We start from the raw sequence: 25,682 nt of genomic DNA, 5'->3' as shown, positions 1-25,682 counted from the left end.
TGTCTATACATTGCTGCGCAATGATTCATCTGACGGGATCAACCTTTCGCCTTGCCAAAATCGACGCTGAAACGGCAGCCGTTCGGCTCCATCGTGTCGAGGCTGACGGTCCAGCCCTGGTTCTCGCAGATACGCTGCACCAGTGACAAACCGAGTCCCAGCCCTTCACCGCGTTTTTCGCTTCCGCGCACGAACGGCTGGAACATTGCCTCGCGTTTTTCCTCGGGAATACCGACGCCGGAATCCTCTACCGTGAAGCCGTTGGGCAACAACGTCAGGCGAATGAACCCATGGTCGGTGTAATGCAGCGCGTTGCGCAGGAGGTTACCCATGACCGCATACAGAAACGTCGCGTTATGAGGCGTCTGCGAGGCAGCCTCAGGGTGATACTCCAGCAGCAACCCCTTCGCCTCGATCGGCTCACGCCACAGCGTCAGCAGCTGTTGTGCGGCACCCTGCAGCGACAGCTGGGGATTCATGCCAGCGTCGTCACGCTGTGTGCGGGCCAGCATGAGGAAGGTCTGGACCAGGTCGCGCATCTCTTCGCACGCGCGCCCCACCCGCTCCACCTGCGCACGGGCGCGTTGATCGAGGGCAGGGTTTTCAAGCAGCAATTCGCAGGAACTGGCGAGCACCATCAGCGGCGTGCGCAATTCATGGCTGACGTCGCTGGTGAACATCCGCTCGCGGGTCAAGGCATCGCGCAGACGCCCCAACGTGGCATCGAAGGCCACGGCCAGTTCGCCCACTTCGTCCGCGGCGTAATCGGGGGCCAGCGGCGGAGCAAGGCCCAGCAGTTGATCGCGATGACGCACCTGACGCGCCAATCTCACGACCGGCGCCATCACCCGACGCGCCAACACCCAGCCGAGGAAAATCGCTAACGCCAGTGCCAGTACGAAGCCCACCAGCACAACGGCGAACAGCACACGCTCGCGCTCTTCGAAGTCGCTCTGGTCTTGCAGCAGTACGTAATGGCGGCCGTCGACCACTTCGACCATCGCGTGATACGACAGCGGACCTCGGAACACCTCGTGAAAACCGGGCTCCAGGTGGCGCAGGTCTTTGGGCAGCTCAAAATCTCCCGGACCGCCGCTGAAATAGAACAACTGATCGGGCTCGGGCCGGTGGCTCCAGTCCTCGACGCTGTCCATCAACAACAGGCGCGTCAGGTCACCGCCCAAGCCTGCCGAAATCAGCTTTTCTTCAACCAGGTGCACCGTCGCGACAATGCCCATGGCGAACGAGCCGGCCACCAGCGCGCTCATCAGCGCAAAGGCGATGATGATCCGCTGGGCAAGGCTCTGCTTAAACTCCATCGCGGCCCTCGGCCAGGCGATAACCGACGCCATGCACCGTTTGCAGCAGCGGCTTGTCGAACGGTTTGTCGATCACCTGGCGCAATTGGTGAACGTGGCTGCGCAGGCTGTCGCTGTCCGGGCAATCATCGCCCCACAACGCTTCTTCAAGAACTTCGCGGCGCAGCACGTGAGGGCTTTTTTGCATCAGCACGGCCAACAGCTTCAGCCCGACCGGGTTGAGTTTGAGCATCCGGCCTTCGCGGGTCACTTCGAGGGTGTCGAGGTCGTAGATCAGGTCAGCGACCTGCAAGGTGCGGCGACCACCGCCTTGGGCTCGACGCAGCACGGCTTCAATGCGCGCGGCCAGCTCCGACAATGCGAACGGCTTGAGCAGGTAATCGTCGGCGCCGGAGCGGAAGCCCTGAAGACGGTCATCGAGCTGATCGCGGGCCGTGAGCATGATCACCGGCGTGTCGCGGCGGGCGTCTTCGCGCAGGCGTTTGCACAGGGTATAGCCGTCGATGCCCGGCAGCATGATGTCCAGAACAATCAGGTCGTAGTGTTCGGTTGCAGCGAGGTGCAGCCCGGACAACCCGTCTTGCGCGCAGTCGACGGTGTAGCCCTTCAGGCCCAGATAGTCCGCCAGGTTGGCGAGGATGTCGCGGTTGTCTTCAACCAGCAGAATTCTCATGGGTGCATGTCTCCATATGCGGTTGTCGGCATGACCCGGAGGGTATCGAAATACTTGAGTAATGGGTCAGAGTTGGCGGCAGCTTAAGGCCAAGTTCGCTCAAGGGCCAGCGCCACTGCACATAACGTTTTTTTCACTCCTGATTCACAGCCCCGCGACAGACCCGCGCACAGACTGCCGAACGCTCTCGGTCCACCCTCGCTTTTTCCTTGCCATCACACGGGATTCACCATGTCTGAAGTCTTCGAACGGCCCGCCTCGCGCCCGATCAACCTGTGGGTTTATCTCGGCATTCCAGCGGTGACCGCCATTGCCTTGCTGTTGCTGGAGCTGACATCCCTGGACATGGACATTGCCAAGCTGGCGTACGACCCGGCCACGGGCGGGTTCATTGGCAAGCACAGCTATTTTCTGGAAAACGTCCTGCATGACCGCGCCAAGCAGGTGGTGATCGCGCTGGGGGTGCTGTCGTTCGTGGGGTTTATCGCGTCGTTCTTCGTGGGACGGCTGAAGCCCTGGAAACGGGAGCTGGGCTGCATGGTGCTGTCGATGGCGTTGTCGACCAGCTTCGTCACCCCCGTCAAGGTGGTGACCTCAGTGCAATGCCCATGGAGCCTGACGGAGTTCGGTGGTCAGGAAACTTACAGCGAGCTGCTCAGCCCTCGCCCTCCTACCGATAAACCAGGCCGTTGCTGGCCCGGTGGTCACGCTGCGACAGGCTTCACGCTGTTCGCGCTGTTCTTCGTTTTCCGTGATCGCAAGCCGCGTCTGGCCAAGGCGGGTTTGATTTTCGCCTTTGGATTGGGAACGGTGTTCTCAGTGGGGCGGATGCTGCAGGGCGCCCACTTCTTTTCCCATAATATCTGGACGGCAGTGTTCTGCTGGTTGATTTGCCTGGGGGCCTATTACGCGGTGTTGTACAGACCGATGGGCAAGAAAGAGAAAGTGGTCGAAGGGGCGACGGTTTCTGGGTAGATGTCGGGTTGGCTGAGCCAACTCCCAATCCCCGAAACCCGCTCATAAAAAACCCCGCCGAAGCGGGGTTTTGTGCATCCGGGTAAGGCTGGCTTACATCATGCCGCCCATGCCACCCATGCCGCCCATGTCTGGCATGCCGCCGCCAGCTGGTTTGTCTTCTGCCACGTCAGCGATCATCGCTTCGGTGGTGATCATCAGACTGGCAATCGAGGACGCCGCTTGCAGAGCAGAGCGAGTCACTTTGGCCGGGTCCAGGATACCCATTTCGATCATGTCGCCGTATTCGCCGGAAGCAGCGTTGTAACCGAAGTTACCCGAACCCTGCTTAACCTTGTCGACCACAACGCTTGGCTCGTCGCCGGAGTTGGCAACGATCTGACGCAGTGGCGCTTCAACAGCGCGACGCAGCAGCGCGATACCGACGTTCTGATCAGCGTTGTCGCCGCGCAGCTCGGAGATCGCTTGCAGCGAACGAACCAGCGCAACACCACCGCCAGGCACCACGCCTTCTTCGACGGCTGCGCGGGTTGCGTGCAGGGCGTCTTCAACGCGGGCTTTCTTCTCTTTCATTTCAACTTCGGAACCAGCACCGACCTTGATCACTGCAACGCCGCCCGACAGCTTGGCCAGACGCTCTTGCAGTTTCTCTTTGTCGTAGTCCGAAGAAGTGTCGCCGATTTGCTGACGGATCTGAGCGATACGGCCGTCGATGTCGGTACGAACGCCAGCACCGTCGATGATGGTGGTGTTTTCTTTGTTCAACACGACGCGCTTGGCATTACCCAGGTGTTCCAGGGTAGTGGTTTCCAGGCTCAGGCCGATTTCTTCGGAAATCACGGTGCCGCCAGTCAGGACAGCGATGTCCTGCAGCATGGCCTTGCGACGGTCGCCGAAGCCTGGTGCCTTGACGGCAGCGACTTTGACGATGCCACGCATGTTGTTCACAACCAGCGTCGCCAGGGCTTCGCCTTCAACGTCTTCGGCAACGATCAGCAGTGGACGGCCAGCTTTTGCAACGGCTTCCAGGACTGGCAGCATTTCGCGAATGTTGGAGATCTTTTTGTCGACCAGCAGCAACAGCGGGCTGTCCAGCTCGGCCACCATGGTGTCCGGCTTGTTGATGAAGTACGGGGACAGGTAGCCGCGGTCGAACTGCATGCCTTCGACGACGGACAGCTCGTTTTCCAGACCTGTGCCTTCTTCAACGGTGATAACGCCGTCTTTGGTCACTTTTTCCATGGCTTCGGCAATGATGTCGCCGATGGAGTTGTCGGAGTTGGCCGAGATAGTGCCGACCTGAGCGATGGCTTTGGTGTCGGTGCAAGGCTTGGACAGCTTCTTCAGCTCAGCAACGATGGCGATGGTCGCCTTGTCGATGCCGCGCTTCAGGTCCATCGGGTTCATGCCGGCAGCGACGGCTTTCAGGCCTTCGTTGACGATGGCTTGAGCCAGAACGGTCGCGGTGGTGGTGCCGTCGCCAGCGTCGTCGTTCGCACGGGAGGCAACGTCTTTGACCAGCTGCGCGCCCATGTTTTCGAAACGGTCTTTCAGTTCGATTTCTTTGGCGACCGATACACCGTCTTTGGTGATCAGCGGAGCGCCGAAGCTTTTCTCGATAATGACGTTACGGCCTTTCGGGCCCAAGGTCGCTTTGACGGCGTCGGCCAGGACGTTTACACCAGCCAGCATCTTTTTACGGCCAGCGTCGCCGAATTTAACTTCTTTAGCAGCCATGATCGTTATTCCTTAAATACTTTGTAGTAACGGGAAATGCGGGGTATCAACTCAGCCTTCGACGACCGCGAGAATTTCGTTCTCGCTCATCACCAGCAGGTCTTCGCCGTCTACTTTCACAGTGTTGCTGCCGGAGTAAGGGCCGAACACCACTTTGTCACCCACTTTCACGGCCAGCGCACGTACTTCACCATTGTCCAGGACGCGGCCGGTACCAACGGCGATGATTTCGCCACGGTTTGGTTTCTCGGCAGCCGAACCCGGCAGAACGATACCGCCAGCAGTCTTGGTTTCTTCTTCGCTGCGACGGATTACGACGCGGTCATGCAGAGGACGAAGCTTCATTGTCGATCTCCTAATTATGGTTTTTGAACGCCCGATGTTGGCACCGGGTGGTTAAAGCATCCGGGCTTGCCGGTTGCGGTTCGCAGGCGAACCGCAGAATACGGTCTGACGAAATGCGCCAGAAACCTTGCGGTGACCCATACATAAGGGCGAGCAAGCTGATTACAAGGCTCACCCGAGAAATTTTTTAAGCGGAACGCGGTCACGAAAACGCACACGGCACCCGAAGGTGCCGTGGCGATGGAGGACGAAATCACTTTTTGTCGACAGGCTCGTACTCGCCCTCGATGACCTCTCCTTCGATCACCTCAGGTTGTCGGGCGCCCGGACGGCCAGCACCCGGGTGCGTCGAACCCGCTGAACGCAAATCGTCGGCGAACGCACGCTGACGGCTGGCCGACGCTTCGGCACGCTGGCGCACCTTGCTCACCAGCAGCCGACGGGTAAACGGCATCAGGCAGATCAGCCCCAGCACGTCACTGATAAAACCGGGCAGAACCAGCAGGCCGCCGCCGACCGTCATCATCAGACCGTCCATCATCTGCTGCGCGGGCAATTCGCCCCGCGCCAGACTTTCACGAGCCCTCATGGCCGTCGCGAAGCCCGCGACCCGTACCACGAAAATCCCGAGCATGGACCCGGCAACGACCAGCAGGAAGGTCGGCAAAAAGCCGATCGACATCCCGACTTTCACCAGCACGAACAGCTCAAGCACCGGAAAAAGCAATAAAAGCAGTAGAAAAGCGCGCATCAAATAGTTTCCTCAACGGAAGTAGGCTTCCAGTAGACACTAGGTGAAGTCGCAAAGTCGTTAATTCAAGCTTCTACGGCTTCAACGGTCGGCCATTTTTCAGCGTGAGCCAACTGAACCAAGGCTTGGCGGACTTGTGTCGGCGTATTACAAGGTTCAGCGAACGGCAACCAGTACAGGCTCTGCCCGATGCGCAGGTGCATGCCCTCGCTGTCGATGCCCACCAGAACTGCCGGTTCGGTTTGGGGCAACCCGGCCAGTTCGACGTAATGGGCGATGGCCTTGGTGTGGTCGTCGTTCATGTGCTCGACCATGCCGGTTTCTGCCGCACCTGCGAACGGGTTGGCCAGCGCCACGTCGTCCAGCCAGTGAATCGCGCCAAAGCCGCCGATGTAGCGATAGCGCACAGGGTTCAGCACCCAGAAATCGAAATCGTGGGCGCGGTGGTAGCTTTCCGACTCGGGAAAATAGCGGTAATAGCGCTGGGCGGCGGCGTCGATGGCGGCTTCGTCGGTGAGTTTCTGCGCTTCGGCCATGACTGTCACGCGGCCCACGGACTGCACGTCTTCGGCTTCGCGCTCGCCCACGATCATCGAGCACTTGGGATCGAGTTGCAGGTTGTGGGTGTGCTGAGCGATGCGACTGATCAGGATCAGCGGGCGACCCTGGTCGTCCAGGCAGTACGGCACCACGGAGCCAAACGGGTAACCGGGCATCGACTTGGAATGTGTCGAGAGCACGCCGCGATATTCCTTCAGCAACAATGCTCGGGCTTGCCGGTTGGCTTTGGTGCTCATGGTGGGGCTCCTGAAATCAAAACACAGAGGGCGCGCAAGGATGCGCAGCGAATGAGCCACACGATAATCGTTATCGCTGAAGGGTGCCAGATTGAGGAGACGTGACGATTTTGCGGGGGTTTTGCGTAATTTTTTTCAGGAGCGCTCAGCACCTGTAGGAGCGAATTCATTCGCGAGACGGCGGCCCAGCCGACACATTTGCATCGCCTGCACACTCTTTCGCGAATGAATTCGCTCCTACAGGGTTCGCACCCCGATACACGGAGCCTGTCAGGTATATATAGAAACCGTTACCAGGCCACACCGAAACCGGCGGTATACCGGGTCTTGTCCAGGTCGCCATCGTCGGAGCCGCTGATGATGTTCTTCTCGGCCTTGACGTTGAGCGACGCCCACTCGGTGACCTTGTAGCGCAGGCCCACTTCGGTATCGAGGCTGTAGTCCGCAACACCGCTGATGGGTTTGCCGACTTCGCCGTTGGTGAAGAACTCGACTTTCTTGCCGATCAGGTAGCGGTTGTAGTCCCACGTGCCGGAGATCGAGTAGAAATTGTCTTTCTCGCCGTTTGAATATTCGTAATCCGTGCGGTTAAGCAGCGTGCCGACCTTGAACGCACCCAGTTCGTCATCCCAGAACTGGTAACCCGGACCCGTACCCACTGTGCGCTGACTGCGCAAATCCTCGATGCCGTCGTGTTTGTAAGTCACACGACCGTCCCAGAACCACTTGTCCGTAATAAAGCGGTCGAGGGAGTACTCGGCGCTCCAGTTGTTGGTCGTGGTGAGTTCGTCCTGGGTTTCGCGGTTGTACTCGCCTTTGGCGTTATGACGCCAGCGGCCATGACTCGCGGTGGTCTTGAAGTCGATGTTGTAGTCGTCGGTGTCCTTGTCCGCGCGCTGGAAGTCGAGGGCCGCATCAATGTTGCCCTTCCACACCAGATCCGTCACCACCGGCTTGGGCTTCATGATCTGCTGGATGCTCGCGAGGTCCACGGTCTTCGGCGCATCGCCGTTGGCCAACGTGACCTTGCCATCGTCGGCGGCATGCAGCGACTTCGAAATCTCGCCGGTATACGCGTCCTGCTTCACCAGCAGATGCTGATCGCTTTCCAGCGTCTTGACTTCTTTCCAGTCCAGCGGAATATCGCCTGCATATTTGGTATTGAGCAGCAGCTTCCCGCCGTCGAAGACCTTGATGGTCCCGGTCAGCTTGTCACCGTTCTTCAACCAGACGGTATCGGCGAGCAAAGGGGTGGAAGCGCTGGTAATGGCTAGGCACAACAGGGTTCTGGACAACATAAGCAACGACTGGGCTCTGGTTGGCGGGAAATCGGGCATTATCCCTCGGGACAACATCGAGGCAATCCGTGGACCGCCGGCACAGGTATCACTGACCGTAGGAAATTTCCTGAGTTCCTTTACGAAAATTCCCACTGGTCCTTTAAACAGGAACGAATACGTGAACGAACACACCTCCCTCTCGGCAGACCCCACCGGCATGACTTCTTTAGAGGCCCGGCGGACGGCGCTCTACCTCACCTTGCATCAAGTACCGGAAGGCAAGGTCGTGAGTTACGGCCAATTGGGCGATCTGGCGGGTTTAGGACGAGCGGCACGTTTCGTGGGGCGAACCTTGAGCCAGCTACCAGACGGCAGCACCCTGCCCTGGCATCGCGTTGTCGGCGCAGGCGGAAAGCTCAGTTTGATGGCGGGAACGGTGTCCGGCGAAGAGCAGCGGGCGCGTTTGCGGGCGGAAGGCGTGACCATCCGTAACAATCGTGTGGATATGGAGCGTCATGGCTGGCGTCCGACAGAGCACAACGGTTAGAGTGCGCGCTTTGTTTACGTAAACTGAGGCAGATTCCAGCCCATGCCCCGCAAAACCTGGCGCGCCGCGCTCGCCGTCTATGCCAGTCCCTCGACATTCGTGCTGTTGTTGCTCGGCTTCGCAGCGGGCATGCCCTACATGCTGGTGTTCTCCACCCTCTCGGTCTGGCTGCGTGAAGCCGGTGTCGCCCGCGAAACCATTGGCTACGCGAGCCTGATTGGCCTGGCGTATGCCTTTAAATGGGTGTGGTCGCCGCTGCTCGATCAATGGCGCCTGCCGTTACTGGGCAAACTGGGCCGCCGACGCTCCTGGCTGGTGCTCTCTCAGACGCTGGTGACCCTGGGCCTGATCGGCATGGGTTTCTGTGACCCGCAGCAGCATCTCTCCTGGCTGATCGCGATTGCCGTGCTCGTGGCGTTTTCGTCCGCGACCCAAGACATCGCCATTGACGCCTATCGTCTCGAAATCGCCTCCGAAAGCCAGCAAGCCACGCTGGCCGCCAGTTACATGGCGGGCTATCGCGTCGCTGCTCTGCTGGCGACCGCGGGTGCGCTGTATTTCGCGGAGGGTTTCGGCTCCACCGGCTTTGCGTACAAACATTCGGCCTGGACCGGCACCTATGTGCTGTTTGGCCTGCTGATGCTGCCTGCGCTCATCACCTCGCTGATCATGCGCGAACCCGCCGTTCCGCTGCGCACGCAGCTGTCAGCGGCTCGCTACGGCTTTGCGCATCAACTGGCCTCAGTGTTCGTGCTGATCATCCTCCTGGTGTCGGTCCCGGCGATGTTCACCCAGCTGTACAACACCGATTTCGCCAGCGTGCTGTTCAAGGACGCCACGTGGAAGAGCCTGTTGATGGAAGACCGCGCGTTCCTGCGCGCCATCCTCTACACCTTGCTCACTGTCGCGTGCCTGTCGTCGATGGGCCGTCGCGGCCTGGCGCCGGTGCTCACGCCGATCAACGACTTCATCCTGCGTTACCGCTGGCAGGCGTTCCTGCTGCTTGGCCTGATCGCCACCTATCGCATGTCCGACACGGTGATGGGCGTCATGGCCAACGTGTTCTACATCGACCAGGGTTTCACCAAGGACCAGATTGCCAGCGTCAGCAAGATTTTCGGTCTGGTAATGACGCTGGTGGGCGCGGCGTTTGGCGGTCTGGCCATCGTGCGCTTCGGCATCTTGCCAATCCTGTTCATCGGCGGTGCAACGTCAGCGGCGACCAACCTGCTGTTCCTGATGCTGGCCGACATGGGGCCGAACCTGAAGATGCTGATCGTCACGATCTCGCTGGACAACTTCAGCTCGGGACTGGCGACTTCGGCGTTCGTGGCGTACCTGTCGAGCCTGACCAACCTCAAGTTCTCGGCCACCCAATACGCCCTGCTCAGCTCGATCATGCTGCTGTTGCCGCGTTTGATTGGCGGCTATTCCGGGGTGATGGTCGAGAAGCTGGGCTATCACAATTTCTTCCTCGCCACCGCGGTGATGGGCGTCCCGACCCTGTTCATGATTGCCCTGCATTGGGCGCAGGAGCTGCGCAAGGAAAAGTCGGCGGAAGAAGACAAGCCTGCCGAAGTGCCAGCGCCCGAAAGGCCATAGGCCGCGCCGAAAGATGCCCCCGGTTGTAGCTAGCACCTTGGGCCCTGTGGGAGCGAATTCATTCGCGAAAGAGGGCACAGATGACAAAAATGCATCGGCTGTACAGCCGCATCGCGAATGAACTCGCTCCCACAGGTTTGTACCCCCCAATCCCATGCCCAGCGCGCATGACAGACACCAAAAAGCCCCGATCGCTCACGCGTCGGGGCTTTTGTCTTTCAGCGCTGGGTATCAACGCTGAACGGTCGCTTCCTGCTGCTGGTCTTGCACCACACGAATCACCCGCTGCGGGAACGGGATGTCGATGTTGGCCGCACGCAGGCGATCGCGGATTTCGGCGTTGAAGCGGTTGGACACTTCACCGAAGTCGCCGGTCTTGGTCCAGACCCGCAGCGACACCGTGATCGAGCTGTCACCCAATGCGGCGACGACAGCCTGGGGGGCCGGGTCTTGCAACACGCGAGGGTCGTCGGCCATTTCCATCAACACACCCAGCGCCTGCTTGAGGTCGGCTTCGTAGTCGATGCCCACGTCGAAAGTGATCTTGCGGGTCGGCTGACGGTTGGTGTTGGTGATGATGCCGTTGGACAGGTTGCCGTTAGGCAGGATCACCGTCTTGTTATCGCCGGTGCGAATGATGGTGTGGAAGATTTGAATGCTGTCCACAGTACCCGCGACACCCTGCGCCTCGATCCAGTCGCCAATACGGAACGGACGGAACAGCAGAATCAGCACCCCGCCCGCGAAGTTCGCCAGGCTGCCCTGTAGCGCCAGGCCGATGGCCAGACCGGCGGCACCAATAGCGGCCACGAACGAGGTGGTTTCGACCCCGATCATCGAGGCGACGCTGACGATCAGCAGGACCTTCAGAATGATGTTGCCCAGGCTGCTGATGAAGCCCTGCAACGCCAGGTCCACATGACGCAGCGCCAGCAGCGCGCCGACCTTGGAGGTGAGCCTGTTGATCAGCCACCACCCCACCAGCAACACGACGACGGCCAGCAGCACACGGCTGCCGTACTGCATGACCATGGGAATCCAGGCTTGGGAAGCCTTGACCAGATGATCCACCTGGCCGTTCAAATCCAGATCCATTGATTGCTCCTTGTGGGCATGAAACGAAAGACTGAGGCGACGGCACTTTCGGGCGGCGTCGCCTCACGTGACCTGCATTCGGACGCGCACAAACCTTTCAGGTTCCTGCGCGGCCGTAAAATGCACAGCCGGAGCTGAGGAAGGATCAGTCGCGGAAGTTGTTGAATTGCAGCGGCATGCCGAATTCGTGACCGCGCAGGGCCGCAATGGCTTCCTGCAGATCGTCACGTTTCTTGCCGGTCACACGCACCTGCTCGCCCTGAATGGAGGCTTGCACCTTGAGTTTGGCGTCCTTGATGTGAGCGACGATTTTCTTCGCCAACTCTTTGTCGATGCCTTCCTTGAGGGTGGCTTCCTGTTTCATCAGCTTGCCGGACGCGTAGGCATCCTTCACTTCCAGGCACTGCACGTCGATCTTGCGCTTGACGAGGGACAGTTTGAGGATCTGGATCATCGCCTCCAGTTGAAACTCGGCCTCGGCGGTCAGGTTCACGGTGAGTTCCTTTTCCTTGAACTCGAAAGTGCCTTTGCCTTTGAGGTCGAAACGACGATCCAATTCCTTGATCGCGCCATCGACGGCATTCGTGACTTCGTGCTTATCCAGTTCGGACACTACGTCGAACGAGGGCATGTAGATTCTCCAATTGATACGGCGCGGCTCGACATGTTGAAGGAGCACGCCTGACTTGACGGTATGAAAGCCCGGTCATTATAACGAGACTTTTCCCACCTTCATGCGAGCTTGCGATGTCGTTTTGGTTTTTCCCCCTTCGACATTGCTCGTCCTGTGATGTGGAGGGTCTTCAAGGGACGCTCATCCCAAGTGCGCCACGCCTTTCCAAACCCGACAATATCTTCCTGTGGGAGCGAATTCATTCGCGAAAGAGGGCACAGACGACCAACATGCATCGGCTGTACACCCGCATCGCGAATGAATTCGCGCCCACAGGGTTCCGTTCAACGTTCACCCCAAGCGTTCGCTTATGCCCAGTGAGAGTGCTGTGAATTCGATCCCCTGGCACATCCTCGGCGCGGGCAGCCTCGGCAGCCTGTGGGCAACCCGACTGTTTCGCGCTGGCCAGCCGGTGCGTGTGATCCTTCGGGATGCAGCGCGTCTGGAGGCCTATCAGGCCAAAGGTGGCCTGACACTGAGCGAACACGGCCAGCGCCAGCGGTTCGAGGTGCCTGCGCAAACACTGAGCGACCCGGAGCCCATCCACCGTCTGTTGGTGGCGTGCAAGGCCTACGACGCCGAACGCGCAGTGGCCAGTATTGCCGCCCGACTCGCGCCTGGCGCCGACGTGCTCTTGCTGCAAAACGGTCTGGGCAGTCAGCAAGCAGTAGCCGATCTTCTGCCTCACGCGCGCTGCATCTTCATCTCCAGCACCGAAGGTGCCTTTCGTGATGAAGACTTCAGCGTGGTATTCGCCGGGCAAGGTTTCAACTGGCTCGGCGATGGTCGCTCAAGTGACGCGCCTGACTGGCTGGCAACGCTCGCGCACGCCGGGATTCCGGGCGAATGGACCCCGGATATCCTCCCGCGGCTGTGGCGCAAGTTGGCGCTCAATTGCGCCATCAATCCGTTGACCGTTTTGTATGACTGCCGGAACGGTGAGTTGCAGCATCACGCCAACGAGGTGAAGGGGCTGTGCGACGAGATGGTCGTGGTGTTGCAGCGCTGCGGTCAGTCGCAAGCGGCCGTGGGACTGCATGACGAAGTGAATCGCGTGATTACCGCCACCGCGGCCAATTATTCGTCGATGTATCAGGATGTCGCGCAGGGTCGGCGGACTGAGATCAGTTATTTGCTGGGATACGCGTGCAACGCTGCGATGCAGCACGGCATAGACGCTCCCCGGTTGAACGCCCTTCACCAGCGACTGGTACGGCATTTGGCGTCCAGAGGTCTGCCGGGCGAGTGAGCCCCCATCTGTAGGAGCGAATTCATTCGCGAAAATCTGTCAGGCACCTGAGAGGTATCGCCTGAACCTCCCCTCCGCGAATGAATTCGCTCCCACAGGTTCGTCCATAGTTTGCGCTGCGGGTTTGCTCCTGCCCTGAACAGCGCTAACCTGCCTGTTCCTCATCTGTCAGTGACCCTGCCCCATGCCATTGCGCCAGCGCCTCGAAAACCTGCCGGTCGGCCAGAAGCTTCTGGCGGCCCTGCTGGTCTTGCTGACCACCGTTCTGCTGGTCGCCAACCTGACGTTCATCAGCGCGGCCTATTACATCTCTCAAGAGGCGATGGCACCCCAGGCCCTTCAGACGATTGGCCGATTGATCAGCAACCCCAGCCTGTCGGAACAGGCGCTCTCCTCCCCCTACAACGCCCAGGCGTTGCTCAAGGAGCTGAAAAACTACGGCCCGTTGCGCGCTGCAGCGGTGTACGACAGCTCGGGCACCCGCCTCTCGCAAGTGCAACAGGGCGACAAACTGCGTCTACCTGACCACTACCGCAACCTTGAAAGCTGGCGCATCACGGAGTTTCGCAACACACAGGTGATCCCGATCCCCAAACAGGGCCAGTCGCCGGGTCATTTGCTGCTGGTGGCGAGCAGTGAGCTGCCGACTGCGTTCTACACCGGCACGTTGACGGCCAGCCTGGGCATTCTGATCTTCAGTATTTTGCTGTGGGCGGGCGTGGCGCGGCAGATTCGCCGTTTCATCACCGAACCGATCTATCAACTCGAAGAACTTTCGCGCCGCGTGACCCGCGAAGAAAACTACGCCTTGCGCGCCGGGCCCGGCAATCAGGATGAAATTGGCTCGCTGGCTGAAGCGTTCAACACCATGCTGTCGCGCATGGAGGCTCGGGAACAGCAGCTCAAGCGCGCCCGCGATGACTCCCAGGAAGCCTACGATCAAGCGCAAGGGCTGGCCGAAGAAACCCGCCACACCAACCGCAAGCTGGAACTGGAGGTCCAGGTTCGCAGCAAGATCGAGAAAAAACTCACCGGTTTTCAGAATTACCTGAACAGCATTATCGACTCCATGCCGTCGGCGCTCATTGCCCTGGACGAGCAGCTCTACGTCACGCAGTGGAACCAGGAAGCGGGCGCCCTCTCCGGCACGCCATTGGATGAGGCCCTCAACCAGCCGATTTTTCTGGCGTTCCCGCCAATGAAAGCGTTTTTGCCGCAGATCAAACAGACCGTCGAGCGCCACACCGTGACCAAGATCGAGCGCGTCACGTGGGTGAAAGGCGATCTCACCCGGCACTTCGCACTGACGTTCTACCCGCTGACCGGTGGGGCCGGGCGTGGCGCGGTGATCCGGATCGACGACATCACCCAGCGTCTGTCGCTGGAAGACATGATGGTGCAGTCAGAAAAAATGCTCTCGGTGGGCGGTCTGGCGGCGGGCATGGCCCACGAGATCAACAACCCCCTCGGCGCGATCATGCACAACGTGCAGAACATTCGTCGGCGACTGTCGCCGGAGTTGCCGAAGAACCTGGAGCAGGCCGAGCAGGAAGGCATCGAGCTGTCGGCGGTGAATCAGTACCTCGGCGCGCGGGAAGTGCCGCAGTTGCTCGACGGCATCCAGCAGGCTGGCGCGCGGGCGGCGAAGATTGTCAGCCACATGCTCAGTTTCAGCCGTCGCAGCAACCGGCAGATGGCGCCGTGCGACCTGCCCGCGCTGATCGATCAGGCCGTGGAAATCGCCAGCAACGACTTCGACCTGACCATCGGTTTCGACTTCAAGGGCCAGAACATTCTGCGTCAGTTCGACCCCAACCTCGGCCCCGTTCCGGGCACTGCCAACGAGCTGGAACAGGTGCTGCTTAATCTGCTGAAGAACGCCGCGCAGGCCATCCATCAGCGTGAACACGAAACCGAGCCCGGCCGCATCATTTTGCGCACTCGTCTGAATCCGCCATGGGCAGAGATTCAGGTGGAAGACAATGGCGTCGGCATGCCGGAGAGTGTGCGCAAGCGTATCTTCGAGCCGTTCTTCACCACGAAGGAAGTCGGCCAGGGCACAGGGCTGGGCCTCTCGGTGTCGTACTTCATCATCACCAACAATCACAAGGGCCAGATGGAGGTGCACTCCACGCTCGGCCAGGGCACCTGTTTCACGCTGCGCCTGCCGCTGGTGGGCAACCCGATGAACGTGCCCGCCCCACAGATCATTGGTCAGAACGACCGGGAGTAAGACCATGGGATTTCGCTTGTCGAAGATTTACACACGCACCGGCGACAAGGGCGAAACCGGCCTGGGTGACGGCCGTCGGGTGCCAAAGGATCACCCGCGCATCGAGGCCATTGGCGAGGTTGACACGCTGAACAGCCAACTCGGCCTCTTGCTGGCGGGCCTTGAAGGTGTGGTCCCTGCGGTACCTGAGATGCAGGGCATCGTCGACGTATTGGCGCCGTGTCAGCACCGTTTGTTTGACCTTGGGGGCGAGCTGGCGATGCCGGAATACCAAGCCTTGAATGCGGCGGAGGTCGAGCGGCTGGAAACAGCGATCGATCAGTGGAACGAGGAAGTGGGGCCGCTGGAAAATTTCATTCTGCCGGGTGGGTCCGCGTTGATCGCTCAGGCCCATGTGTGCAGAAGCCTGGCCCGCAGTGCCGAGCGCCGTTGTCAGCACTTGAACGCTATCGAACCGCTGGCCGGGGTGGGTCTGGCGTACATCAATCGGTTGTCGGATTTGCTGTTCGTCGCGGCGCGAATCATTGCGAAGCGCCAGGGTGTATCGGAGATTTTGTGGCAGCCGGCCAAAAAGCCCGACTGATCACAGAATCCGTAGGAGCGTGGCTTGTCCCGCGATCGGCGGGGAGCCCGCCGCAAACACTGCCAATTTGATTCATTTGACGCACCGCATTTGCCGAATGGCTGCCGGTTCCCGGCAGATCGCGGGACAAGCCACGCTCCTACAGGAGATTGTGTTCAGACTGTAGGCCAGAATGCCCGAATCCCCGCCACACCCTGCGCGCCGTGTTCCCACGCCTGTTGACGCTCCGCCGGACCGACACCGCCCAGCAGATAAACCGGTTTGCTGAATCCCTCGATCAAGGCCCGCGCCTGTTCCCAACCCAAAGGCTCGGCGTCGGGGTGGGTTTGCGTGGGCTGAACAGGCGACAGGGTGACGAAATCCACGCCCATCTGTTCGGCCAGGGACAGCTCTTCAGCGTTGTGGCACGACGCCGCCAACCAGCGCTCTTCCGGGAACGGCCGGCCCTTGCTGGCGTATTTGCGCAACTGCTCGCTGGTCAGATGCCAACCTGCGGCGGGAAAGTCGCCCAGCCACTCCAGCGGGCCTTTGAGCATCAATTGCGCCTTGCCCGCGCACAGTCCGACAGCATCCACCGCGACATCGCGGTATTTGGGGTCGTAACCGTTCGGGGCGCGCAGTTGAATCAGCTTGATCCCGTCTGCAATCGCCTTTTGCATGCCTTTCAGCAGTTGGGGCGTTTCCAGTGCGTCCGGCGTGATCAGGTATTCGCCTGGCAACCGGGCGGCAGCGACGATCGGCTGGTTCGCCGCAGGGAATTCGTAACTGGCCAGCTCCCGGTTTGACACCCAGGCCAATGGCTGGCCTTCAACGCCGTGGGGCTCACCCGTGAACGACGAGACTTCCCAGACGTCCAGCAACACCTGTTTGTCCGGGTAGTCGTGTTTGATCTTGATCAGTGGCCGCGCCTTGGTGACCACGATGCCCAGCTCCTCTTTCAACTCACGTGACAGGGCCGATTCGACGGTTTCGTCAGGCTCGACCTTGCCACCGGGAAACTCCCACAAGCCGCCCTGGTGCTGCTTGTCAGCGCGCCGGGCAATGAGAATCTTGCCGTCGGTGCCGCGAATGACCGCGGCGGCTACATGGATGCGTTTCACGTTAAAGCTTCCTCTAAAACCTGACGGTGCGGACGTGAGCCGGGCACTTCTGCCAAATACGCACACGAATCACTGTGGGAGCGAATTCATTCGCGAAACGCCTTAACAACCGATACATCTCTGGCGCCTGATGAATCATTCGCGAATGAATTCGCTCCCACAGAGTGAGAACAGCGTCGTACAGAAAAACTGCGTACGACGCGATTCTCTCAATCAGGTGCGGTATTCCGCGTTGATCTTCACGTATTCGTGGGACAGGTCGGTGGTCCAGATGGTTTCGCTGCAATCACCACGGCCCAGCTCGATGCGGATGGTGATTTCCTCCTCGGCCATCACCGCCGAGCCTTGCTCTTCGGTGTAGGTCGTGGCACGAGCGCCCTGGCTGGCGATGCACACGCCGCTGAGGAACACGTCAATCTTGCTCACGTCCAGATTCGGCACACCCGCACGGCCCACGGCGGCCAGGATGCGGCCCCAGTTCGGGTCGGAAGCGAACAGCGCGGTCTTGATCAGCGGCGAGTGGGCGACGGTATAGCCGACGTCCAGGCACTCTTGTTGGTTGCCGCCGCCGTTGACTTCGACGGTCACGAACTTGGTCGCGCCTTCACCGTCACGCACGATGGCCTGAGCGACATCCATGCAGACTTCGAACACGGCTTTTTTCAATGCGTCGAACAGCGGGCCTTTGGCTTCGGTGACTTCGGGCAGGTTGGCCTGACCGGTGGCGATCAGCATGCAGCAGTCGTTAGTCGAGGTGTCGCCGTCGATGGTGATGCGGTTGAACGACTTGTTCGCGCCGTCACGGACCAGGTCCTGCAGCACGCTTTGCGACACTTTGGCGTCGGTGGCGATGTAGCCCAGCATCGTCGCCATGTTCGGACGAATCATGCCCGCGCCCTTGCTGATACCGGTCACGGTGACGGTCACGCCGTCGATCTGGAACTGGCGGCTGGCGCCTTTTGGCAGGGTGTCGGTGGTCATGATGCCGGTGGCCGCAGCCGCCCAGTTATCCACAGACAGGTCGTCCAGCGCGGCTTGCAGTGCGCCTTCGATTTTCTCAACAGGCAGCGGCTCGCCGATCACGCCGGTCGAGAACGGCAGCACAGCACTGGCATCGACGCCTGTGATCTCGGCCAGCTTGGCGGTGGTGCGTTCCGCAGCGCGCAGACCCGGCTCACCGGTGCCCGCGTTGGCGTTGCCGGTGTTGGTCAGCAGGTAGCGCACGGCGCCGCCCACACGTTGTTTGGACAGGATCACCGGCGCGGCGCAAAACGCGTTCAGGGTGAAGACGCCTGCCACGCTGGAGCCTTCGGCGCAGCGCATGACCACGATGTCTTTGCGCCCCGGGCGCTTGATGCCGGCAGAGGAAATGCCCAGTTCGAAACCGGGAACCGGGTGCAGCGTCGGCAGAGGACCAAGACCAACAGCCATGAAATGCGCTCCTTGAAAAGTAGTCATGCCGCCCCCGGCTTTCCAGGTGCGGCGCAATCGATTGAAAAACGCCGCGACGGCTGGGCCGGTCGCGGCGTGGTATTACGTGAAAGCTACAGCCCGGCCGTTACTTAGTTAATCTGGCCGTGGCAATGCTTGAACTTCTTGCCTGAACCGCACCAGCACAGCTCGTTGCGACCCAGTTTCTGATCATTGCGAACCGGCGACAGCGCGGCAGCGGCGACTGCAACGTCGTCACCCTCTTCGCCCACCAGTGCGATTGGCTGATCCAGACCCGGTGCTTCGGCGTGCTGGAATTGCATGCGCTGGGCCAGTTCTTCGGCTTCGCGACGCAGGCGCGCCTCTTCCTCGGCCGGGTCTTCGCGGCGAACCTGGACGTGAGACAGCACACGAATGGTGTCGCGCTTGATCGAATCCAGCAGTTCCTGGAACAGGGTGAAGGACTCGCGCTTGTATTCCTGTTTCGGGTTCTTCTGAGCGTAGCCGCGCAGGTGGATACCGTGACGCAGGTGGTCCATGGTCGACAGGTGGTCTTTCCACAGGTCGTCCAGTACGCGCAGCAGAATCTGCTTCTCGAAGGTGCGCAGGGCTTCGGCGCTCGCCTGGTCTTCCTTCTCGGTGTAAGCCGACATGATGGCTTCCAGCAGTTTCGGACGCAGGTTTTCTTCGTGCAGGTGATCGTCTTCGTCCAGCCACTGCTGAATCGGCAGTTTCACGCCGAAATCGCTGTTCAGCGCGGCTTCCAGACCGGCGACGTCCCACTGCTCTGGCAGGGATTGCGGCGGAATGTGCGCGCTGATGGTGGCGTCGAGGACTTCTTCGCGGAACTCGGCAATGGTGTCACCAATGTTCACCGCAGCCAGCAGGCTGTTGCGCATGTGGTAGATCACTTTCCGCTGTTCGTTGGAAACGTCGTCGAATTCAAGCAGTTGCTTACGAATGTCAAAGTTGCGGCCTTCGACCTTGCGTTGTGCTTTCTCGATGGCGTTGGTCACCATGCGGTGCTCGATCGCCTCGCCGGACTGCATGCCCAGCGCCTTCATGAAGTTCTTCACCCGGTCAGAGGCGAAGATGCGCATCAGGCTGTCTTCCAGCGACAGGTAGAAACGGCTCGAACCGGTGTCGCCCTGACGACCCGCGCGACCGCGCAGCTGGTTGTCGATACGACGGGACTCGTGACGCTCGGACGCGATCACGTGCAGACCGCCCGCCTCAATCACTTGTTGATGGCGCTTCTGCCAGTCGGCCTTGATCTGCGCGACTTGCTCAGGGGTCGGGTCTTCCAGGCTGGCGACTTCAACTTCCCAGTTACCGCCCAACAGGATGTCGGTACCACGGCCGGCCATGTTGGTGGCGATGGTCAGGGCCCCCGGACGACCGGCCTGCGCGATGATTTCCGCTTCTTTTTCGTGGAACTTGGCGTTCAGGACCTTGTGATCGATGCCTTCTTTCTTGAGCAGGTTGGACATGTGCTCAGAAGTTTCGATGGTCGCTGTACCTACCAGCACCGGACGCTGTTCGGCCAGACAGGCCTTGATGTCGGTGATGATCGCCTGGTATTTCTCCTCGGCGGTCAGGTACACCAGGTCGTTGAAGTCTTTACGCGCCAACGGCTTGTTCGGCGGAATGACCATCACGGCCAGGGCGTAGATCTGGTGGAATTCGAACGCTTCGGTGTCGGCTGTACCGGTCATGCCGGACAGTTTGTTGTACAGACGGAAGTAGTTCTGGAACGTGGTCGAAGCCAAAGTCTGGCTTTCGGCCTGAATGTTCAGGTGTTCTTTGGCTTCGATGGCCTGGTGCAGACCTTCCGACAGACGACGACCCGGCATGGTACGACCGGTGTGTTCATCGACCAGCAGAATGCCGCCGTCCTGAACGATGTATTCGACGTTGCGATGGAACAGTTTGTGCGCACGCAGACCGGCGTAAACGTGGGTCAGCAGGCCCAGGTTATGCGCCGAATACAGGCTCTCGCCTTCGGCCAGCAAACCGACTTCGGTGAGCATTTCTTCGATGAACTGGTGACCGGACTCGTTCAACTCCACCTGACGGGATTTCTCGTCGATGGTGTAGTGGCCCTGCTTGGTCACCACGCCTTCCACTTCCTCGATGTGTTGTTCGAGTTTAGGGATCAGCTTGTTGATTTCGGTGTAGAGCTTGGAGCTGTCTTCGGCCTGGCCGGAGATGATCAGCGGGGTACGGGCTTCGTCGATGAGGATCGAGTCCACTTCGTCGATCACGGCGAAATTCAGCTCGCGCTGGAATTTGTCTTCCAGGCTGAACGCCATGTTGTCGCGCAGGTAGTCGAAGCCGAATTCGTTGTTGGTGCCGTAGGTGATGTCGGAACCATACGCAGCACGCTTCTCTTCAGGCGGCTGGAAAGGCGTCACGACGCCTACGGTCAGACCGAGGAATTCGTACAACGGACGCATCCAGTTGGCGTCACGACGGGCCAGGTAGTCGTTCACGGTCACAACGTGCACGCCCTTGCTGGACAGCGCGTTGAGGTACACCGCCAGTGTCGCCACCAGGGTTTTACCTTCACCGGTACGCATCTCGGCGATCATGCCTTCGTGCAGCGTCATGCCGCCGAGCAATTGAACGTCGAAGTGACGCATCCCCATGACGCGTTTACCGGCTTCGCGGCAGACCGCAAAGGCTTCAGGCAGGAGCTTATCGAGGGTCTCACCTTTGGCGAAGCGGGCCTTGAATTCTTCGGTCTTGGCGCGCAGTTGCTCGTCCGAAAGGGCCACCATTTGCTCTTCGAAGCTGTTAACGGACTGGACCGTCTTGAGCAGGCGCTTCACTTCGCGCTCGTTTTTGCTTCCGAAAAGTTTTTTTAACAAAGGTGCAAACATATCGACAGGATCTTCCACACATAGGGATGGAGGGCGGCCCCGTGAGTCGCCCGTGCAGCCCTCATGGCCGCATGCGAACGAGCATTCTACCCGGAAATGGTGGTGAGGAAAGTGGCGTTATTCCACGATGCTGGCACAGCAATGTTACGGGGCAGAAGTACAATAGGGGCATTTCTTCGGACTTCAACCCGTGCAGGACAGAAGTTTGATTAATGTTTCTTCACGAATCGGCCGGTAGAACAAGGGTGGGATCGGCACTTACAGGGCCAGCGACTGCTTTCTGATAACATCACGGACTTGTAACCACAGGCGACTTTCATGGCCTTTCGTCCCTTGCAGGCTCGCGCTCCGGCTGTGCTTTTGCGCGAAGCCAGACCGCTCAAAGCCATTTTTAATCATGCCCAGCGATTGGCCCATTTGCAGCGTTTGCTGGAAAGCCAGTTGCAACCCGCTGCGCGCGAGCATTGCCACGTGGCGTCGTGGCGAGAAGGGACATTGCTGCTGGTCGTCACGGACGGTCACTGGGCGACGCGGTTGCGGTATCAACAGAAGCGGCTGCAACGGCAATTGGTGGTCTTCAAGGAATTCGCCAACCTCACGCGATTGCAGTTGAAAGTGCAGCCCGCGACGATCCATCGGGCACCGGTCGGGCCTTCACGGGATTTGTCGGTGGCCGCCGCAGATGCGATCAATGAAACGGCTGAGGGAATCAGCGATCCGAAACTGAAAGCGGCGCTCGAACGATTGGCGGCGCATGCCCGGCCTAAAGATTCGGTTTAATCGCCCTGGACCTGACGGTCCCCAAAAAGCCATAAAAAAAGGCCACCTGATCAGGTGGCCTTAAATATTAAAACTGAGAAGAAGAGACTGTTACACCGCCGCTACAGGGCGCATGTACGAGATCGGTGCGGTACTGGCATCAGCAAAGGTCACCACTTCCCACGCGTCTTCCTGTGCGATCAACGCACGCAGCAGACGATTGTTCAGACCGTGGCCAGATTTGAAGCCCTGGTACTCGCCGATCAAACTGTTGCCCAGCAGATACAGGTCACCGATGGCATCCAGGATCTTGTGTTTGACGAACTCGTCCTCATACCGCAGGCCGTCTTCGTTCAACACGCCGTCCTTGTCCACGACGATCGCGTTTTCAACGCTCCCGCCCAGTGCAAGGTTGTGTTTGCGCAGGTACTCGATGTCTTTCATGAAACCGAAAGTACGCGCACGGCTCACTTCTTTTACGAACGAAGTGCTGGAAAAGTCGACGCTCGCCGTCTGTGTCCGGTTCTTCAGGTACGGGTGATCGAAATCGATTTCGAAGCTCACCTTGAAACCTTCGAACGGCACGAACTTGGCGTATTTGCCGTCTTCCTCTACGCAGACTTCTTTCAGAATGCGTATGAATTTCTTCGGTGCGTCCTGTTCTTCCAGGCCAGCTGACTGGATCAGGAATACGAAGGGACCTGCGCTGCCGTCCATGATTGGAACTTCGGAGGCAGAGAGTTCAACGTAGGCGTTATCGATGCCGAGGCCGGCCATGGCCGACAGCAAGTGCTCGACCGTATCGACCTTCACGTCGCCATTGAACAGCGTTGTGGAAAGCGTGGTGTCGCCCACATTCAGCGCGTGTGCGTTGATCTGGACAACCGGCTCGAGGTCGGTACGGAAAAACACAATGCCAGCGTTCACAGGTGCAGGTTTGAGGGTCAGGTAAACCTTTTCCCCCGAGTGCAGGCCGATACCTGTGGCACGGATAATATTCTTCAGGGTGCGTTGTTTAATCATGGCATTGGCCGCTTCAGCGCATATCGCGAATTAGTATCAACAAAGGCTGGCGATGATAGCAGACCTCGCCTTTGCTGAACACCAATCACCCTTATACCCCTGATAGAACTCATCAATCAGCCTGACGACGCAGGAACGCTGGAATGTCCAGGTAATCCAGATCGTCTTGCGGATTCATTTTTGCCGCAGCGGTGGCGCCTGCGTGAGCCTGATTGCGCATCACGGTAGGACGGTCCAGATCGCGGTAATTCACCGAAGGCTGCTCCTGGCGGACGGCTTGTTGCTGCACAGGTGCGGCTTGAGCGGTCTGCATGGTGTTGTCGATGACCTTCACAGGCTTCTCGATTTTTGCACCCAGGCCAGTGGCAACCACGGTCACGTGCAGCTCGTCGCGCATATCCGGATCGATAACGGTACCGACCTTGACCATGGCGTGCTCGGAGGCGAACGCTTCGATGATGCTACCCACGTCGGAGTACTCACCCAGAGACAGGTCAGGACCGGCGGTGATGTTGACCAGAATGCCGCGGGCACCCTGCAGGTTCACGTCTTCGAGCAGCGGGTTGCGAATGGCTGCTTCGGTGGCTTCACGTGCACGGTTCGGACCGCTGGCAGCGCCGGTTCCCATCATCGCCATGCCCATCTCGGACATCACGGTGCGTACGTCGGCGAAGTCGACGTTGATCATGCCTGGACGCTTGATGATGTCGGAGATACCGCGAACGGCACCGGCCAGTACATCGTCTGCCTTGGCGAAAGCCGACAAGAGGCTGGCGTCTTTACCCAGGATGGTCAGCAGCTTCTCGTTGGGAATGGTGATCAACGAGTCAACGCTTTCGGACAGCGCGCGGATGCCTTCATCGGCGATCTGCATGCGCTTGCGGCCTTCGAACGGGAATGGACGGGTCACGACCGCAACGGTCAGGATGCCCATTTCCTTGGCCACTTCGGCGATGATCGGGGCTGCACCGGTACCGGTACCGCCACCCATGCCGGTGGTGATGAAGACCATGTTGGTGCCCTGCAGAACTTCCGCAATGCGCTCACGATCTTCCAGTGCCGCCTGACGACCGACTTCAGGATTGGCACCTGCACCCAGGCCCTTGGTCACACCGGTACCCAGTTGCAGAATGGTACGTGCGCCAATGTTCTTCAGTGCTTGAGCATCGGTGTTGGCGCAGATGAACTCGACGCCTTCGATGTTGCTCTTGACCATGTGATTGACCGCGTTGCCGCCGCCGCCACCAACACCGATAACTTTAATTACCGGGCTTTGTGGGATGTTGTCTACGAGCTCGAACATGTTCCCTCTCCTTCAGTTCTCTAGTTTTATGTCGCCTGTTGCCTGCCTACCACTTTTTGAATCTTAGAAATTCCCCTGGACCCAGCGCTTGAGACGCTCAAACACGGGTGCCTTAGGTTCATCGCTATAACTGCTACCGGAATTGGAAAGGCCTGACAGCGAGATCCCGTCGGACTGCTTTTGCAGTCCGTACAGCAGCAAGCCAACACCGGTGGAGTAAATCGGGTTGCGAACGACGTCCGCCAGACCCTTGATGCTGTGCGGCACGCCGAGGCGCACCGGCATGTGGAAGATTTCCTCGGCCAGTTCGACCGCGCCTTCCATTTTCGAGGTACCGCCGGTCAGCACGATGCCGGCCGGAATCAGGTCTTCGTAGCCACTGCGGCGCAGTTCGGCCTGAATCAGGGTGAACAGCTCGTCGTAGCGAGGCTCGACCACTTCGGCCAGCGCCTGACGGGACAGTTCGCGAGGTGGACGGTCGCCCACGCTCGGCACTTTGATGGTTTCACCGGCGCCGGCCAGTTTGGCCAGGGCGCAGGCGTAACGGATCTTGATCTCTTCGGCGTACTGCGTCGGGGTGCGCAGGGCCATGGCGATGTCATTGGTGACTTGATCGCCCGCAATCGGGATCACGGCGGTGTGACGGATCGCGCCTTCGGTGAAGATTGCGATGTCAGTGGTGCCGCCGCCGATGTCGACCAGGCACACGCCCAGCTCTTTCTCGTCGTCGGTCAGCACCGAGTACGCCGAGGCCAACTGCTCAAGGATGATGTCGTCGACTTCGAGACCGCAGCGACGCACGCACTTCTCAATGTTCTGAGCGGCGTTCACGGCGCAGGTCACGACGTGCACCTTGGCTTCCAGACGTACGCCCGACATGCCCAGCGGCTCACGAACGCCTTCCTGGTTATCGATCACGTAATCCTGCGGCAGGGTGTGCAGGACGCGCTGGTCCGCCGGGATCGCCACCGCCTGAGCGGCGTCAAGGACGCGCTCCAGGTCAGCCGAACTCACTTCGCGGTCGCGAATCGCCACGATGCCGTGGGAATTCAGGCTGCGAATGTGGTTGCCCGCGACACCGACGAACGCCGAGTGAATGCGGCAACCCGCCATCAGCTGCGCTTCTTCCACTGCGCGCTGAATCGACTGCACGGTCGACTCGATGTTCACCACCACGCCCTTCTTCAGGCCGCGTGAAGGGTGGGTGCCGATACCGACGATTTCCAGCGTGCCATCAGCCGCGACTTCGCCTACCAGCGCCACCACCTTGGAGGTGCCGATATCCAATCCGACGATCATTTTGCCGCTTTGCACGTTTGCCATGG

The 25,682-nt window shown here is 59.7% G+C and carries 22 protein-coding genes; 7 read left to right on the top strand and 15 right to left on the bottom strand.

Annotated elements, in window-relative coordinates; all coding sequences use genetic code 11:
* Positions 1-38: 38 nt before the first annotated feature.
* Both GVN17_RS17485 and colR read right to left on the bottom strand, forming a co-directional pair.
* On the bottom strand, positions 39-1,319 hold the full coding sequence (locus GVN17_RS17485; protein WP_166596503.1) for a HAMP domain-containing sensor histidine kinase: 1,281 nt from the start codon (positions 1,317-1,319) through the stop codon (positions 39-41).
* Positions 1,309-1,992, bottom strand: a complete 684-nt coding sequence (gene colR / locus GVN17_RS17480; protein WP_166596502.1) for a two-component system response regulator ColR — start codon at positions 1,990-1,992, stop codon at positions 1,309-1,311. The genes GVN17_RS17485 and colR overlap by 11 nt, the downstream gene beginning before the upstream one ends.
* A gap of 231 nt (positions 1,993-2,223) precedes the next feature.
* Between colR and GVN17_RS17475 the strand changes: the two genes are divergently transcribed.
* The gene (locus GVN17_RS17475; RefSeq protein WP_166596501.1) at positions 2,224-2,967 is read left to right on the top strand and encodes a phosphatase PAP2 family protein; all 744 of its coding nucleotides are present in this window, start codon (positions 2,224-2,226) and stop codon (positions 2,965-2,967) included.
* Positions 2,968-3,060: 93 nt separating this feature from the next.
* On the opposite strand, the gene groL is transcribed toward GVN17_RS17475, so the two are convergent.
* From groL to GVN17_RS17450, 5 genes are all read right to left on the bottom strand, one after another.
* The gene (gene groL / locus GVN17_RS17470) at positions 3,061-4,704 is read right to left on the bottom strand and encodes a chaperonin GroEL (protein ID WP_166596500.1); all 1,644 of its coding nucleotides are present in this window, start codon (positions 4,702-4,704) and stop codon (positions 3,061-3,063) included.
* 51 nt (positions 4,705-4,755) lie between these two features.
* Positions 4,756-5,049, bottom strand: coding sequence for a co-chaperone GroES (locus GVN17_RS17465; protein ID WP_133749662.1), 294 nt, complete (start codon positions 5,047-5,049; stop codon positions 4,756-4,758).
* Positions 5,050-5,302: 253 nt separating this feature from the next.
* Positions 5,303-5,800, bottom strand: coding sequence for an FxsA family protein (locus GVN17_RS17460; protein WP_166596499.1), 498 nt, complete (start codon positions 5,798-5,800; stop codon positions 5,303-5,305).
* A 65-nt stretch (positions 5,801-5,865) separates the two neighbouring features.
* Positions 5,866-6,597, bottom strand: a complete 732-nt coding sequence (locus GVN17_RS17455) for a HugZ family protein (RefSeq protein ID WP_166596498.1) — start codon at positions 6,595-6,597, stop codon at positions 5,866-5,868.
* 290 nt (positions 6,598-6,887) lie between these two features.
* Entirely contained in the window at positions 6,888-7,895 is a 1,008-nt protein-coding gene (locus GVN17_RS17450; RefSeq protein WP_166596497.1) for a DUF481 domain-containing protein, read from the bottom strand.
* Positions 7,896-8,094: 199 nt separating this feature from the next.
* Here GVN17_RS17450 and GVN17_RS17445 point away from each other — a divergent pair, with 199 nt between their 5' ends.
* Complete coding sequence (locus GVN17_RS17445; RefSeq protein ID WP_166596594.1) at positions 8,095-8,424, top strand: MGMT family protein; 330 nt, start codon at positions 8,095-8,097, stop codon at positions 8,422-8,424.
* Between the two features lie 42 nt (positions 8,425-8,466).
* Positions 8,467-10,026 (top strand): AmpG family muropeptide MFS transporter, encoded by a 1,560-nt coding sequence (locus tag GVN17_RS17440; RefSeq protein WP_166596496.1) that lies wholly within the window; start codon positions 8,467-8,469, stop codon positions 10,024-10,026.
* 231 nt (positions 10,027-10,257) lie between these two features.
* On the opposite strand, the gene GVN17_RS17435 is transcribed toward GVN17_RS17440, so the two are convergent.
* Both GVN17_RS17435 and GVN17_RS17430 read right to left on the bottom strand, forming a co-directional pair.
* Complete coding sequence (locus tag GVN17_RS17435; RefSeq protein WP_166596593.1) at positions 10,258-11,115, bottom strand: mechanosensitive ion channel family protein; 858 nt, start codon at positions 11,113-11,115, stop codon at positions 10,258-10,260.
* 151 nt (positions 11,116-11,266) lie between these two features.
* Positions 11,267-11,752, bottom strand: coding sequence for a YajQ family cyclic di-GMP-binding protein (locus GVN17_RS17430; protein WP_166596495.1), 486 nt, complete (start codon positions 11,750-11,752; stop codon positions 11,267-11,269).
* Between the two features lie 352 nt (positions 11,753-12,104).
* Between GVN17_RS17430 and GVN17_RS17425 the strand changes: the two genes are divergently transcribed.
* The 3 genes from GVN17_RS17425 to GVN17_RS17415 all read left to right on the top strand — a co-directional run bounded on the left by GVN17_RS17425 (position 12,105) and on the right by GVN17_RS17415 (position 15,859).
* Positions 12,105-13,043, top strand: coding sequence for a putative 2-dehydropantoate 2-reductase (locus tag GVN17_RS17425; protein ID WP_166596494.1), 939 nt, complete (start codon positions 12,105-12,107; stop codon positions 13,041-13,043).
* 184 nt (positions 13,044-13,227) lie between these two features.
* Positions 13,228-15,276 (top strand): ATP-binding protein, encoded by a 2,049-nt coding sequence (locus GVN17_RS17420; protein ID WP_166596493.1) that lies wholly within the window; start codon positions 13,228-13,230, stop codon positions 15,274-15,276.
* Between the two features lie 4 nt (positions 15,277-15,280).
* Entirely contained in the window at positions 15,281-15,859 is a 579-nt protein-coding gene (locus tag GVN17_RS17415; protein ID WP_166596492.1) for a cob(I)yrinic acid a,c-diamide adenosyltransferase, read from the top strand.
* A 155-nt stretch (positions 15,860-16,014) separates the two neighbouring features.
* Here GVN17_RS17415 and GVN17_RS17410 read toward each other — a convergent pair whose 3' ends face one another.
* The 3 genes from GVN17_RS17410 to secA all read right to left on the bottom strand — a co-directional run bounded on the left by GVN17_RS17410 (position 16,015) and on the right by secA (position 21,272).
* Positions 16,015-16,959, bottom strand: coding sequence for a Nudix family hydrolase (locus GVN17_RS17410; protein ID WP_166596491.1), 945 nt, complete (start codon positions 16,957-16,959; stop codon positions 16,015-16,017).
* 213 nt (positions 16,960-17,172) lie between these two features.
* On the bottom strand, positions 17,173-18,390 hold the full coding sequence (gene argJ / locus GVN17_RS17405; RefSeq protein ID WP_166596490.1) for a bifunctional glutamate N-acetyltransferase/amino-acid acetyltransferase ArgJ: 1,218 nt from the start codon (positions 18,388-18,390) through the stop codon (positions 17,173-17,175).
* Positions 18,391-18,521: 131 nt separating this feature from the next.
* Positions 18,522-21,272, bottom strand: coding sequence for a preprotein translocase subunit SecA (gene secA / locus GVN17_RS17400; RefSeq protein WP_166596489.1), 2,751 nt, complete (start codon positions 21,270-21,272; stop codon positions 18,522-18,524).
* Positions 21,273-21,590: 318 nt separating this feature from the next.
* Here secA and GVN17_RS17395 point away from each other — a divergent pair, with 318 nt between their 5' ends.
* On the top strand, positions 21,591-22,052 hold the full coding sequence (locus tag GVN17_RS17395) for a DUF721 domain-containing protein (RefSeq protein ID WP_166596488.1): 462 nt from the start codon (positions 21,591-21,593) through the stop codon (positions 22,050-22,052).
* A 90-nt stretch (positions 22,053-22,142) separates the two neighbouring features.
* Here GVN17_RS17395 and lpxC read toward each other — a convergent pair whose 3' ends face one another.
* The 3 genes from lpxC to ftsA all read right to left on the bottom strand — a co-directional run bounded on the left by lpxC (position 22,143) and on the right by ftsA (position 25,680).
* The gene (gene lpxC, locus GVN17_RS17390; protein ID WP_166596487.1) at positions 22,143-23,054 is read right to left on the bottom strand and encodes a UDP-3-O-acyl-N-acetylglucosamine deacetylase; all 912 of its coding nucleotides are present in this window, start codon (positions 23,052-23,054) and stop codon (positions 22,143-22,145) included.
* 112 nt (positions 23,055-23,166) lie between these two features.
* Complete coding sequence (ftsZ, locus tag GVN17_RS17385; RefSeq protein ID WP_062384185.1) at positions 23,167-24,357, bottom strand: cell division protein FtsZ; 1,191 nt, start codon at positions 24,355-24,357, stop codon at positions 23,167-23,169.
* A gap of 63 nt (positions 24,358-24,420) precedes the next feature.
* Complete coding sequence (gene ftsA, locus GVN17_RS17380) at positions 24,421-25,680, bottom strand: cell division protein FtsA (protein WP_166596486.1); 1,260 nt, start codon at positions 25,678-25,680, stop codon at positions 24,421-24,423.
* Between the last annotated feature and the right edge of the window lie 2 nt (positions 25,681-25,682).

The sequence above is a fragment of the Pseudomonas sp. SLFW genome (genome assembly GCF_009905615.1).
In the GTDB taxonomy this organism is placed as follows: domain Bacteria; phylum Pseudomonadota; class Gammaproteobacteria; order Pseudomonadales; family Pseudomonadaceae; genus Aquipseudomonas; species Aquipseudomonas bambusae.
This window is presented reverse-complemented; position numbering and strand designations above follow the sequence as displayed.

Bases quoted from the DNA above. Each gene is read 5' to 3' on its own strand.
- GVN17_RS17430 (WP_166596495.1), bottom strand. From the start codon at position 11,752: ATGCCCTCGTTCGACGTAGTGTCCGAACTGGATAAGCACGAAGTCACG.
- GVN17_RS17420 (WP_166596493.1), top strand. From the start codon at position 13,228: ATGCCATTGCGCCAGCGCCTCGAAAACCTGCCGGTCGGCCAGAAGCTT.
- colR (WP_166596502.1), bottom strand. From the start codon at position 1,992: ATGAGAATTCTGCTGGTTGAAGACAACCGCGACATCCTCGCCAACCTG.
- GVN17_RS17440 (WP_166596496.1), top strand. From the start codon at position 8,467: ATGCCCCGCAAAACCTGGCGCGCCGCGCTCGCCGTCTATGCCAGTCCC.
- GVN17_RS17415 (WP_166596492.1), top strand. From the start codon at position 15,281: ATGGGATTTCGCTTGTCGAAGATTTACACACGCACCGGCGACAAGGGC.
- GVN17_RS17475 (WP_166596501.1), top strand. From the start codon at position 2,224: ATGTCTGAAGTCTTCGAACGGCCCGCCTCGCGCCCGATCAACCTGTGG.
- argJ (WP_166596490.1), bottom strand. From the start codon at position 18,390: ATGGCTGTTGGTCTTGGTCCTCTGCCGACGCTGCACCCGGTTCCCGGT.
- groL (WP_166596500.1), bottom strand. From the start codon at position 4,704: ATGGCTGCTAAAGAAGTTAAATTCGGCGACGCTGGCCGTAAAAAGATG.
- GVN17_RS17455 (WP_166596498.1), bottom strand. From the start codon at position 6,597: ATGAGCACCAAAGCCAACCGGCAAGCCCGAGCATTGTTGCTGAAGGAA.
- GVN17_RS17445 (WP_166596594.1), top strand. From the start codon at position 8,095: ATGACTTCTTTAGAGGCCCGGCGGACGGCGCTCTACCTCACCTTGCAT.
- ftsA (WP_166596486.1), bottom strand. From the start codon at position 25,680: ATGGCAAACGTGCAAAGCGGCAAAATGATCGTCGGATTGGATATCGGC.
- GVN17_RS17485 (WP_166596503.1), bottom strand. From the start codon at position 1,319: ATGGAGTTTAAGCAGAGCCTTGCCCAGCGGATCATCATCGCCTTTGCG.
- ftsZ (WP_062384185.1), bottom strand. From the start codon at position 24,357: ATGTTCGAGCTCGTAGACAACATCCCACAAAGCCCGGTAATTAAAGTT.
- GVN17_RS17450 (WP_166596497.1), bottom strand. From the start codon at position 7,895: ATGTTGTCCAGAACCCTGTTGTGCCTAGCCATTACCAGCGCTTCCACC.
- GVN17_RS17425 (WP_166596494.1), top strand. From the start codon at position 12,105: ATGCCCAGTGAGAGTGCTGTGAATTCGATCCCCTGGCACATCCTCGGC.
- GVN17_RS17465 (WP_133749662.1), bottom strand. From the start codon at position 5,049: ATGAAGCTTCGTCCTCTGCATGACCGCGTCGTAATCCGTCGCAGCGAA.
- lpxC (WP_166596487.1), bottom strand. From the start codon at position 23,054: ATGATTAAACAACGCACCCTGAAGAATATTATCCGTGCCACAGGTATC.
- secA (WP_166596489.1), bottom strand. From the start codon at position 21,272: ATGTTTGCACCTTTGTTAAAAAAACTTTTCGGAAGCAAAAACGAGCGC.
- GVN17_RS17395 (WP_166596488.1), top strand. From the start codon at position 21,591: ATGGCCTTTCGTCCCTTGCAGGCTCGCGCTCCGGCTGTGCTTTTGCGC.
- GVN17_RS17460 (WP_166596499.1), bottom strand. From the start codon at position 5,800: ATGCGCGCTTTTCTACTGCTTTTATTGCTTTTTCCGGTGCTTGAGCTG.